This window comes from Pseudotabrizicola algicola, assembly GCF_010915705.1.
In the GTDB taxonomy this organism is placed as follows: domain Bacteria; phylum Pseudomonadota; class Alphaproteobacteria; order Rhodobacterales; family Rhodobacteraceae; genus Pseudotabrizicola; species Pseudotabrizicola algicola.
On record NZ_JAAIKE010000002.1, the window covers coordinates 476,988 to 489,220 of the forward strand.

Consider the following 12,233-nt stretch of genomic DNA (forward strand, 5'->3'; position numbering starts at 1 on the left):
TTCAACAGGACAGAGTGTCGCCAACCGCAGAGGATCACGGCCCCGCCGTCACCCGCGCCCGCCAAAGCCGCGCATAGGCTTCCTGCCGCGGGTCGGGCGCGCGGTCTGCGCTGGCCTCTGCCACGGTCTCGGCCCGTTGCAGCAGCATCGCCGCGCCCACCGCCGTGCCGGTGCGCGCCGTCGAAATCAGCGCAGGCCGTCCGGTGGCTGCGCGCAACATGCCGCAAAACCACGGGTTCGCGGCAAAAGGCCCCTCGACAATGCTTGGTCCCTCGGCACCGATGGCCTCCAGACATTCCGCCGTCATCAGCGCAAGATAATAGCCCAAGGCGACCTCTGTCTGCGCATCAGTCTGCGGCGCACTGGTCCAGCGATGCGCACGGCCCTGAAACGGGCCGCTGTCGCTGACCACCGAAGGCAACAGCATAAGCCCCGAGGCTAGCACCTGATCTGAGTCGCCCTCCTTGGCGCTGGCGGGACGACCGGCCTGTATCAGATCATATTCCCGCCCGCCCATGAACCGCGCCGAAGGCACGGCGGACCCGAACGCATTGACATTCACCAGCGTGTCGCGCGACGGGTCAAGCGCCACGGGCCGCCCGCCCACCGCCATCGACACCACCCATGTTCCGGTCGAGATCACGGCAAACGGCGCCTGCCGCCCCAGAAGATGCGGCAACAACGATGCATTGCTGTCGTGCAGACCCACCAGAACCGGCACCGGGCCAAGACCAAGCTCGGCCTGCAACTCTGGGCGCAGGGTGCCAAGCCTGTCACCGGGCGCCCGTGGCGGGGCCATTTTCCCATCCAGCCCAAGCGCCTTGGGCAGGCTGGAAAAATCGCCGCGCGCCGGAGTCCACAAGTCGGTATGGCAGCCCAGCGAGCAGATGTCGCTTGCCACCTGACCGGTCAGCAGATGGCCCCAGAACTGCGGCCACATCACCACATGGCTGATACGGTCGCGCAATCCGGCATCCTCGCGCAGTTGCCAGAACAGTTGCGCGCCAAGGTTCAGGCCAAGCGGCAGCGCCGGACTTCCGGTTTCGGCAAAGGGCGGGCGGATCAGATCATACTGCGCCCGGCACGTCTCCGGCCCCGGATGTTCGTAATCCAGCACCGGCGCGGCAAGGTTTCCCCCTGCATCCAGCAGCGCCGCACAGGCCCCGTGCGTGGTGACGCAGATCGCATCGACCCGATGGCTCGCCGCCAGCGCGCGCAAACCGTCGCGCAGGAAGGCCCATTGCGCGCCGGTGTCGAAATGCGGCCACGGCGGGCCGGGCAGCACCCGGTTTGCCATCGTGCGCACCGCCACCTCGGTCAGGCTGTCCAGATCGACCAAGGCCAGTTTCACATTGGTCTTGCCGATGTCGATGATCGCCGCGTGCTTCATGGCATGTGGAACACGGTCACCAAGGGCTCTGCCACCGGCGCGTTGTCCGGGTGCGTCTCCATCAGATCGGCCATATGCGCCCACCAGCGTTGCATCACCGGATGGGCCGGCAGATCGTCCATCCGGTGGTCATCACGCCGCCACAGCACGCCAAACAGGATGCGGCTTTCGCGGTCCAGATGGATGGAATAATCCTGCACGCCCGCCTCTTTCAGCAAGGCCACCAGTTCCGGCCAGATCTCGTCATGGCGGCGGGTGTATTCCGCCTCTGCCCCCGGATGCAGCCGCATCTTGAACGCATATTTCTGCATCATCTCCTCCGCAGCAGACGGGGCAGCGCGATCACACCGATCAGGAGCACCCCAAGGAAAATGCTCATCACGATTCCCGGCACGTTCAGCAGGCCGAAGCCGAAGGTCACCATCCCCATGATCAGCGCCGCCAGCACCACGCCCGGAATGCTGCCCGACCCGCCAAGGATGCTGACCCCGCCCAGCACCACCATCGTGACCACCTCCAACTCCCATCCCGTCGCAATCGACGGTCGGGTAGAGCCGAGGCGCGAGGTCAGGCAGACGGCGGCAATCCCGCTCATCACGCCCGTCAGGAGGAACAGGATGAACCGCACCCGCGCGACGCGGATGCCGGAAAACTGCGCGGCGGTGGCGTTGTTGCCAATGGCAAAGACCGCGCGGCCAAAACTGGTGCGGTGCAGCAGCAGGTAATAGACCACCGCCATCACCGCGAACAGCGCAAGCTCAAAGCTGATAACCCACCAGACATAGCCCTGCCCGAAGAACTTGAAGCTGGCCGGATAGCCGGTGAAGGCCTTGTCGCCCAGAACGATATAGGCGATGCCGCGGAACAGGCTCATGGTGCCGATGGTCACCACGATGGATGGCAGGCCCATCCCCGCCACCAGCGCCCCGTTGATCACCCCGCAGAGCAGCCCCGTCCCGATCCCCACCAGCACCAGCACGGGCGTATCCGCCCCCGCCGCCATCGCCACCCCCATCGCCGTAGAGGCGAGCGCGATGATGGAGGCGACCGACAGGTCGATATCGCCCGCAATGATCAGCATCGCCATCGCAAAGGCGATCAGCGCCTTTTCGGTGAAGTTGAAGGTGGCGTCCGACAGGTTCCATGCGTTCAGGAAATAGGGCGAGGCAAAGCTGTTGGTGACGAAGACGGCAATCGCCACGGCCACCAGAATTGCCTCCCAACTGCGCAGCGCACGCGCCGCGGGGGATTGCAGCCGGTCGGGCAGGATACGGGGAGAGCGGGTCATCTTGCCTCGGCTGATTTCAGGATGATGCGGCCGGATGCGCGCGATTGGGTGGCATTGAAGGTCACGGCCAGCACGATGGCCGCGCCGGAAATCGCCATCTGCCAGAAGGGCGAGATGCCGACGACCGGCAGGGCATTCTTGATGACGCCAAGGAATAGCGCGCCCAGCACCGCCCCCGTCACCGTGCCCGCCCCGCCGGCAATCGCGATGCCGCCGATCACGCAGGCGGCCACCACATCGAGTTCAAACCCGCCCGCGATATCGACATAGGCCACCGCATAGCGCGCCACCCAGAGATACCCCGCCAGCCCTGCCAGCGCGCCCGAGATCACAAAGGCCGCGAACTGGGTGCGCCCCACGTTGATACCGGCATAGACCGCCGCATGCGGATTGTCGCCCACCGCATAGAACGACCGGCCCAGCGCCGTGCGGGTCAGCACCACGGTGAACAGAACGATCAGCGCAATCGCCATCCAGCTCATCACCGGCAGACCCAGCAACACCGTGCGCGGCAGCGCCTTGAACGCATCGCTCATCTGATGCGCGTTGACCCATTGCCCGCCGGTCATCAGAAAGATCGAACCGCGAAAGATCGTCATCGTGCCCAGCGTCACCACGATGGAGGGGATACCCAGCTTCCACACCAGCACCCCGTTCACCGCACCAAGGACCGCGCCCAGCAGGATCACCCCCGGCAGGATCAGCGCCAGCGGCACGCCCGCGCCGTTCATCAGCGCCGCCACCATCCCGCACAGCGCAAGGTTCGCCGCCACCGAAAGGTCGATGCACTTCGTCAGGATCACGATCATCTGCCCGATGGCCAGAATGATCAGCGGCGAGGTGTCGTTGAACACATTCGCAAGGTTTGCAGGCCGCACAAAGGCCGGAAACCGCGCTGCCACCACGCCGATCAGCACCAGAATGGCCAGCGCCAGCAGCGCCTCGCGGGATCTCAGCAGGCTCATGCCGCCACCGCCAATCCGGCCGCCGCGCGCACCAGCACCTCGGGCGTCATCCGCTCGCCCGTCACCTCATCCACGATCCGGCCCTCGCGCATCACGATCACCCGGTCCGACATGCCAAGCACCTCGGGGATTTCCGAACTGACCATCATCACCGCCAGCCCTTCGGCGGCCAGTTCCGCCATGAATTCATGCACCGCCGCCTTCGACCCGATGTCGATGCCCTTGGTCGGCTCGTCCAGAATGATGACGCGCGGCTTGGTCGCCAGCCATTTGGCGATCACCACCTTTTGCTGGTTGCCCCCCGACAAGAGCCCCACATCCTGATCCAGACTGGCGGCGCGCAGGTCCAGCCGCTGCGTATACTCCCGCGCCAGCCTGAACTCCTCGGCCAGCCGCAAGAAACCTGCCCGCGACGTGCGGGGCAGCGACGGCAGGGTGACATTCTGGAAAATCGGCAGGCCCTTGACCGCGCCCTGCTTGCCGCGATCTTCCGGCACATAGACGATGCCCGCCGCAATCGCCTCGGAGGTGGAGCGGATCACCCGCACCTGATCATCGATCCGCGTCGCGCCCTTCGAAGGCTTGGTGATCCCGAACAGCGCCTGCATCACCTCGGACCGTCCGGCCCCGACAAGACCATAGAACCCCAGAATCTCGCCGCGATGCAGGGTAAAGCCGATGTCGGCAAACTCGGTGGGGTGGCTGTAGCCGGAAACCGTCAGCACCGGCGGGCCGATGTTGCGGGCGCGCTGCGGAAAGATCTGGTCGACCGACCGGCCCACCATCATCTGCACCAGATCGCCCTCGGTCACATCTTCCATCGCGCCTTCGCCGACGAACTGGCCATCGCGGAACACGGTATAGCGGTCGGCAATCCGGAAAATCTCGTCGAACTTGTGGCTGATGAACAAGATCGCCTTGCCCTGCGCCTTCAGCTTTTCGACCAGTTCGTAAAGCTCGTGAATCTCCTTGTGGCTCAGCGCCGCCGTGGGCTCGTCCATGATCACCACCCGCGCATCGATCGACAGCGCCCGCGCGATGGCCACCAGATGTTTCGACGCAATCCCCAGATCGCGCAGCCGCAGATCGGGGTTCAGACTCGCCCCGATCCCCTCCAGCAGCCGCACCGCGCCCTCGCGCATCGCGCGCCGGTCGATCAGTCCGAACCGGGTGCGCGGCGCATGGCCCAGCCAGATGTTCTCGGCCACCGTCATCTCGTCAAACAGCACCGTCTCCTGATGAATCGCCGTCACGCCCGCCGCACTCGCCGCTTGCGCGGTCGGGAACTGCACCTCGGCCCCGCCCATCGTGATGTGCCCCGCGTCGGGCTGGTACACCCCCGTCAGCACCTTCACGATGGTGGATTTGCCTGCGCCATTTTCGCCGATCAGGGCGGTCACCTGCCCTGCATAAAGATCAAGCTGCACCTCGCTCAGCGCCTTGACCCCCGGAAATGACTTGGAAATGCCGCGCAGCGACAGGACGGGATTCATCACGGATTCCTTTGAAGGCAAAGGCCCCGGCCGGGGAAGCAGCCAGCCGGGGCAAGTGACAGATCAGAAGATCGACTTGAACTGCTCGATGTTCGACTTGTCATAGGTGAAGGGGTCAGACATGGCCGCTTCGTTGTTTTCATCCAGCACCGCCGCGCCGATCCGTCCCATCGGGATGGATGCGCCCGGCTCTGCCGTTGCACCCTTGACCAGATTGTAAGACAGCATGGTCGCCGCGTAGCCCAGATCGATCGGGTTCCAGATCGCAAAGCTGATCGTCGCGCCCGATTCCACCGCGCCCGCCATTTCCGAAGGCAGGCCGAGGCCGGTCACGTTGATCTCGCCGATCTTGCCCGCATCGGTCACCGCCTGGCTGGCTGCCAGAATCCCCACCGTGGTCGGCGCGATAATGGCCTTCAGGTTTGGATAGGTCGCCATCAGGCCCTGCGCCTCGCGATAGGACTTGTCGGCCAGATCGTCGCCGTAAACCGTCGCCACAAGGTTCACATTCGGATAGTTCGGCAGCACCTTCTTGGCCTCTTCGATCCAGATGTTCTGGTTGGTCGAGGTCGAGGTGGCCGACAGGATCGCCACATCGCCGGTGCCTTCGATATGGTCGGCCGCCAGCTTGATGATGGTGTTCCCGATCAGCGCACTGGACGACGGGTTCAGGTGCATCTGGCGGCCTTCCTTCGCCACGCCCGAATCCCACGAAATCACCGTGATGCCGCGATCCATCGCGCGTTGCAGCGCCGGGGCCACCGCGTCGGGGTCATTGGCCGAAATCGCAATCGCATCCACGCCTTGCGCGATCAGGGCGTTGATCACCTCGATCTGGCCCTCGGCAGTGGTGCTGGTCGGGCCGGTGTAGATGATTTCCACATCGCCCAGTTCCGCCGCAGCCTCTTCCGCGCCCTTGGCGGCGGCTTCAAAGAAGCCGATGCCCAGCGCCTTGACCACCAGCGCGATCTTTACGTTTTCCGCGGCCGCTGTCTGCGCCATCAGCACGGTGGCAATCGCCGCCGTCGTCAGTGCCTTCTTCAGAATGCCCATGAGTTCCTCCCTTATGAGCCGTTACCCCTCCGCATCAGGCGTCGCCCGCGCGGTCCTCGCTTCTGTCCGCGGCGCCCACCTGCGTCACGATCAGCCTGATATCCGCAGCCTCCAGCATGGCGGCGTCGCGGTCTGTGATGCCGTCATCGGTGATGACGGTATGGATGCGCGACAGTGCGCAGAGCAGCAGGCTCGACCGCGCGGCAAACTTGGTGCTGTCGGCCAGCACCACCAGCTCGTCCGCCTGCCCGATCAGCTTTTGCTCGGCCTGCACCAGCAGCGGATCGCCCTCCATCAACCCCAGCGGACCCAGCCCCCGACAGCCCATGAACATGCGCCGCGCGTAGAAATGGCGGCTGCCATCCTCGTCAAAGGGCGACAGGATGATGTTCTGCTCGCGGTAGATCGCGCCCGCAGGCAGCAGCACGGTGTTCTTGGAATGCTTCAGCAGATGCTCGGCAATCGGAAAGCTGTTGGTGAACACCTGACACCGCTTGGCGGTCAGAGGATGCACCATCTGGAACGTCGTGGTGCCGCCGTTGATGATGATCGCCTCGCCATCCGCGCACAGATCGACCGCCGCCCGCGCAATCGCCCGCTTTTCCGCCAGCCTTATGCCTTCGTTCACGCTGAACGGCCGTGCATTGATGCCCACGAATTGCGGCGGCGCGATGGATTCCGCCCCGCCGCGCACCCGCCGCAGCTTTTTCTGCACATGCAACGTGGCAATGTCCCGCCGGATCGTCGCCTCGGACGATCCGGTCAGCGTGACCAGATCGGCGACCGTCACGACGGGCCGCCCCTCGATCGCGGAAAGTATCACCCTGTGTCGTTCGCTTTCGTGCATCGTGTTCTCCCTGACCCGCAATACTCCACCTGAATCGCTCAGTGTCAATCATTTTCGATCATCATTTATCTTTCTGCACCGCAGAATGATTGGAGTTGATCGTTTATGATTGACAAAAGGCCGCACGCTGGCACATTTGCCGCCATGGGCGAGGAGGATTTCATGACCAGCACCGGAAACCGTCTGCAAAACCTGTGGGATGACACCCGCGCCAGCACGATGAGCGAGTCGGAAAAGCTGCTCTATCGCTCCAACCTTCTGGGCTCGGACAAGCGGGTGACGAATTACGGCGGCGGCAACACCAGCGCCAAGGTGATGGAACGCGACCCGCTGACCGGCCAGATGGTCGAGGTGCTGTGGGTCAAGGGCTCGGGCGGCGATATCGGCTCGATGAAGATGGACGGGTTTTCCACCCTCTACATGGACAAGCTGAACGCCCTGCCCGGCCTTTATCGCGGCTTGGCCCATGAGGATGAAATGGTGGGCTACCTGCCCCATTGCACCTTCGCGCTGAACCCGCGCGCGGCCAGCATCGACACACCGCTCCATGCCTATGTGCCACGCAAACATGTCGACCATGTCCACTCCGACGCCATCATCGCCATCGCCGCCTCGGTCAACTCCAAGGAACTGACGGCCGAGATTTTCGGGTCCGACATCGGCTGGCTGCCGTGGAAGAAACCGGGGTTTGAACTCGGCCTCTGGCTGCAGGCGTTCTGCCGCGACAATCCCCATGCGCGCGGTTGTGTTCTGGAAAGCCACGGGCTGTTCACATGGGCCGATGATGCGAAAGACTGCTACCTGACCACGCTTGACGTGATCAATCAGGCGGCAGACTGGCTGGCGGCGAAATCGGCGGGCAAAGCGGCCTTCGGCGGCCAGACCCGCCCCACCCTGCCCGCCGAGGAACGCCGCGCGGTGGCCGCCCGTCTGATGCCAGTGATCCGCGGGCTGATCTCGCAAGACCGGCACAAGGTCGGGCATTTCGATGACAGCCCCGCCGTGCTCGAATTCCTCGGTTCGGCCATGCTGGAAACGCTGGCCCCGCTGGGCACCTCCTGCCCCGACCATTTCCTGCGCACCAAGATCTGCCCGCTGGTCGTGTCCTTCGATCCCGCCGCGCCCGATCTGGACGCCACCCTTGCCACGCTGGCCCCCGCGGTCGACGCCTATCGCGCGGATTACGCCGCCTATTACGACCGCTGCAAACACGAGAACAGCCCCGCCCTGCGCGACCCCAACGCCGTGGTCTATCTGGTGCCGGGGGTGGGCATGATCACCTTCGCGCTCGACAAGGCCACCGCCCGCATCTCGGGCGAATTCTACGTCAACGCCATCAACGTGATGCGCGGGGCAAGCCTTGTCTCCACCTATCAGGCGCTGCCCGAACAGGAAGCCTTTGACATCGAATACTGGCTGCTGGAGGAGGCAAAGCTGCAACGCCTGCCCAAGCCGAAATCGCTGGCAGGGCGGGTGGCGCTGGTCACGGGCGGCGCAGGCGGCATCGGTGCTGCGACCGCCGAAAGGCTGCTGACCGAAGGCGTCTGCGTGATGCTGGCCGATATCGACGCCGTAGCTTTGGGCGATACCGCCGAAAGCCTGACCAGACGCCACGGCAAGGATGTGGTCCGCACGGTGCAGATGAACGTGACAGACGAGGCGCAGGTAACCGCCGCCTATGCGGCAGCGGCGGTGGAATTCGGCGGCATCGACATACTGGTGTCAAACGCCGGCATCGCCTCGTCCGCGCCGATCGAAGACACCAGCCTCGCCCTGTGGAACAAGAACATGGACATCCTGTCGACCGGCTATTTCCTCGTGTCGCGCGAAGCCTTCCGCCTGATGCGCACCCAAGGCATCGGCGGCTCGGTGGTGTTTGTCGCGTCCAAGAACGGCCTCGCCGCCAGCCCCAACGCAAGCGCCTATTGCACCGCCAAGGCCGCCGAAATCCACCTTGCCCGATGCCTTGCGCTCGAAGGGGCCGAAGCGGGCATCCGCGTGAATGTGGTAAACCCCGACGCCGTGCTGCGCGGCTCGAAAATCTGGTCCGGCGAATGGCTCGACCAGCGCGCCAGCACCTACAAGACCGACAAGGACGGGCTGGAAGAGATGTATCGCCAGCGGTCCCTTCTGAAGCGTTCGGTCCTGCCCGAAGACATCGCCGAGGCGGTGTATTTCCTCGCCTCCGATCTGGCGGCCAAATCCACCGGCAACATCCTGAATGTGGATGCGGGCAACAAGGAAGCGTTCACGCGCTAAGGGGGGCCAGCATGGCACACGCATACGATTCCGCCCGCCAGCAGTTCGCAGACTGGGGCGTCGATACCGAAGCCGCGCTGGCGGCACTGGCGGCCATCCCCATCTCGATGCATTGCTGGCAGGGCGACGACGTAAAGGGGTTCGAGCGCAAGTCCGGCACCGCAGGCGGTGGCATACAGGCCACCGGCAACCATCCGGGCCGCGCCCGCAACGTGGCCGAGTTGCGCGCCGATATGGAATTTGCCTACGCGCAAATCCCCGGCAAGCACCGGCTGAACCTGCACGCCTTCTATATGGATACCGACGAGTCGCCCGACCGCGACGCCATCGAATACCGCCACTTCGCGCCGTGGGTGGAATGGGCGAAGTCCCGGGGCCTTGGCCTTGATTTCAACCCCACCTTCTTTGCCCACCCCAAGGCCGATGACAACCTCACCCTGTCGCACCCCGACGCGGGCATCCGCGATTTCTGGGTCGAGCACGGCAAGCGCAGCCGCGAGATCGCGGCACAGATGGGCGCGGCGCTGGGCAGTCCGGTCGTCAACAACGTCTGGGTGCCCGACGGGTCCAAGGATACGCCGGTGGACCGCATGGCAGCACGGCGGCGGCTGGAGGCCTCTCTCGACGCGATGATGGCCACGCCCCTCCCCAAGACGCAGATGCGCGATGCGGTGGAATCGAAGCTGTTCGGCATCGGGGTCGAATCCTGCACCGTGGGCAGCCATGAATTCTACCTTGGCTATGCCATCCGCAGGGGCATTATCCTTTGCCTCGACATGGGCCATTTCCATCCCACCGAAAACGTGGCCGACAAGCTGTCCTCGGTCGCGCTGTCGGTGGATGAACTCCTCCTGCACGTCTCGCGCCCCGTGCGCTGGGACAGTGACCATGTGGTGCTGCTCAACGATGACCTTCTGGCGATGGCGCAGGAACTGGTCTTTGCCGACCTTCTGGGCCGCACGCATATCGGGCTCGATTTCTTCGACGCCACCATCAGCCGCACCGCTGCCTGGGTCATCGGCACCCGCAACATGCAAAAGGCGCTGCTGCGCGCGCTGCTGCTGCCACAGGCCCGGCTGAAGGCGGCGGAAGAGGCGCTCGATTACACCACCCGCCTGATCCTGACGGAGGAGGCGAAAGACCTGCCCTTCGCCGCCGTGTGGGAGGAATTCTGCGCCCGCGCCGACGTGCCGACAGGGGCCGCCCTATTGGCCCGACTCGCAACCTATCAGACCAGCGTCGCCCAGCGCGGCTGATCTCAGGCGCGGCCCGAAGCCCCGAGTCCGGCAAAGATCGCGCGGGCCGCGTCACAAAGCGGGGCTTCGGTCTCTTGCAGCAGCTGGGTGCGGTCAAACCGCTCCGGGTCACGCGCCACCGCCTGCCGCAGCGCCGCGCCAAAGGCCATGCGCAATTCTGTGCCGATGTTGAACTTGGCAATCCGGCTTTGCGCCGCAAGCATCCTGCGCTGCTCTGCCGGCACGCCCGATCCGCCGTGAATCACCAGCGGCACATGGGTGGCCGTCTCGATCGCCCGCAGCCGTTCCAGATCGAGCCCCTGCCCCGCGCCTTGCTGCAGATGCAGATTGCCCACCGAAACCGCCATCGCATCGACACCGGTTTCATAGGCAAAGCGCGCGGCTTCCTCGGGGTCGGTTCCCGCGGACCCTGCCCCGCCCACATAGCCGACTAAGCCGATCTCCCCCTCGCAGGATGCCCCTGCCGCATGGGCCAGCGTTGCCACCGCCGCGGTCTTGTCGATGTTCTCGGCCAAGGGCAGGGCCGAGCCGTCAAACATCACAGAGGTGAAGCCAAGCTCCAGCGCCGCGCGACATTCCTCCAGCGAGGTGCCATGATCCAGATGGATCACCACCGGCACGCTGGCATGGTCCGCCAGATGCCCCAGCATCGCCGCCAGCACCGGCAGCGGCGTATGCGCGCGGCAGCCCGGCCCGGCCTGCAAGATCACCGGCGCCCGCTCTGCCTCGGCTGCGGCCACATAGGCGCGCATATCCTCCCAGCCAAGACAGACCAGCCCCGGCACGGCATAGCCCCCCTTGACCGCAGGGCGCAGCACATCGCGCAACGTGGCCCGCGTCATTTGAACTTGGCCACCATGTCCATGATCCCCGGAATGGTGCGCAACTGGGCCGCATGGGTGGGCTGGAAATACTGCTTCAGACTGCGCTGGCTCTGCCCGCCCAGAATGGTGAAGTAATACATCTCATACCCCGGCAGCACACAGCAGGGGTGATATCCTTTGTCGATCAGCACGGTCGAGCGGTCCATGATGTGATAGGCCTCCCCCGGCTCGTTATCGACGCGCTGCAACATCTGCAGACCTGACCCGTAATCGGGGCGAAAGCGGAAGTTGTAACATTCGTCATGCCGCGTCTCGTCCGGCAGCCGGTCGGTGTCATGCTTGTGGCTCGGAAACCCCGACCAGCCCCCCGCGCCCACGGTGTAAAGCTCGGACACCAGCAGGCGGCCCACGCGGTCATGATAGGCCGCGCCAAGGATGTGCTTGATCTTGCGATGCGTCTTGGTGTCATCGGACCCGTATTGCACCATGTCGATCTGGTCGGCGCGCACCGCAAAGGGGCGCAGGGTCTCGTGGAACTTCGCCCCCGCGATGAACACCTCGGCCTCGCGAAGCGCGGTGATCCGCGCACCGCTGTCCTGCGGCACATACACCCCCTCGGGTTCGCCATCCCACACATCCGCCCCGCGCTGGCCGATGGCGGCAAAGGTCTCGCCCATCGTCTCCACCGTCACCGTGCCGGTGGCAGGCACCACGCAGGTTTCATATCCCGGCGTGCGATAGTCGAAAACCTCGCCCGCCCGCAGGCGCAGGATGTTGAAATAGACCAGCGGCACCACCGGATCATCCAGATCGACGATCGGGCGGTTCTGGTTGTCATGGGGGGCAATATGCATGGGG

11 protein-coding genes are annotated in these 12,233 nt (G+C 64.8%); 2 read left to right on the plus strand and 9 right to left on the minus strand.

The window, feature by feature from the left end; genetic code table 11:
* Positions 1-34 precede the first annotated feature (34 nt).
* The 7 genes from G3572_RS08845 to G3572_RS08875 all read right to left on the minus strand — a co-directional run bounded on the left by G3572_RS08845 (position 35) and on the right by G3572_RS08875 (position 7,036).
* Complete coding sequence (locus G3572_RS08845; RefSeq protein WP_164610875.1) at positions 35-1,390, minus strand: FGGY-family carbohydrate kinase; 1,356 nt, start codon at positions 1,388-1,390, stop codon at positions 35-37.
* Positions 1,387-1,701, minus strand: coding sequence for an L-rhamnose mutarotase (gene rhaM, locus G3572_RS08850; protein ID WP_205518674.1), 315 nt, complete (start codon positions 1,699-1,701; stop codon positions 1,387-1,389). Before rhaM ends, G3572_RS08845 begins: the two co-directional genes overlap by 4 nt.
* A complete protein-coding gene (locus G3572_RS08855) occupies positions 1,701-2,678 on the minus strand; it encodes an ABC transporter permease (RefSeq protein ID WP_164610878.1) in 978 nt (325 codons plus the stop codon). Before G3572_RS08855 ends, rhaM begins: the two co-directional genes overlap by 1 nt.
* Positions 2,675-3,643, minus strand: a complete 969-nt coding sequence (locus G3572_RS08860; protein WP_164610880.1) for an ABC transporter permease — start codon at positions 3,641-3,643, stop codon at positions 2,675-2,677. The genes G3572_RS08855 and G3572_RS08860 overlap by 4 nt, the downstream gene beginning before the upstream one ends.
* Positions 3,640-5,136: a sugar ABC transporter ATP-binding protein gene (locus G3572_RS08865; RefSeq protein ID WP_164610883.1), complete on the minus strand. Its 1,497-nt coding sequence runs from the start codon at positions 5,134-5,136 to the stop codon at positions 3,640-3,642. The genes G3572_RS08860 and G3572_RS08865 overlap by 4 nt, the downstream gene beginning before the upstream one ends.
* Positions 5,137-5,199: 63 nt before the next feature.
* Positions 5,200-6,189: a rhamnose ABC transporter substrate-binding protein gene (rhaS, locus tag G3572_RS08870; RefSeq protein ID WP_164610885.1), complete on the minus strand. Its 990-nt coding sequence runs from the start codon at positions 6,187-6,189 to the stop codon at positions 5,200-5,202.
* Positions 6,190-6,223: 34 nt separating this feature from the next.
* The gene (locus G3572_RS08875) at positions 6,224-7,036 is read right to left on the minus strand and encodes a DeoR/GlpR family DNA-binding transcription regulator (RefSeq protein ID WP_164610887.1); all 813 of its coding nucleotides are present in this window, start codon (positions 7,034-7,036) and stop codon (positions 6,224-6,226) included.
* Positions 7,037-7,198: 162 nt separating this feature from the next.
* Between G3572_RS08875 and G3572_RS08880 the strand changes: the two genes are divergently transcribed.
* Both G3572_RS08880 and G3572_RS08885 read left to right on the plus strand, forming a co-directional pair.
* Positions 7,199-9,295 carry a bifunctional rhamnulose-1-phosphate aldolase/short-chain dehydrogenase gene (locus G3572_RS08880; RefSeq protein ID WP_164610889.1) on the plus strand — a complete coding sequence of 699 codons (2,097 nt, stop codon included), beginning with the start codon at positions 7,199-7,201 and terminating at the stop codon, positions 9,293-9,295.
* Between the two features lie 11 nt (positions 9,296-9,306).
* A complete protein-coding gene (locus G3572_RS08885; RefSeq protein ID WP_164610892.1) occupies positions 9,307-10,551 on the plus strand; it encodes an L-rhamnose isomerase in 1,245 nt (414 codons plus the stop codon).
* A gap of 2 nt (positions 10,552-10,553) precedes the next feature.
* Here the strand turns inward: G3572_RS08885 and G3572_RS08890 are convergent, their stop codons facing one another.
* Positions 10,554-11,393, minus strand: a complete 840-nt coding sequence (locus tag G3572_RS08890; RefSeq protein ID WP_164610894.1) for a class II fructose-bisphosphate aldolase — start codon at positions 11,391-11,393, stop codon at positions 10,554-10,556.
* A complete protein-coding gene (locus G3572_RS08895; protein WP_164610896.1) occupies positions 11,390-12,229 on the minus strand; it encodes a 5-deoxy-glucuronate isomerase in 840 nt (279 codons plus the stop codon). Before G3572_RS08895 ends, G3572_RS08890 begins: the two co-directional genes overlap by 4 nt.
* Positions 12,230-12,233 lie beyond the last annotated feature (4 nt).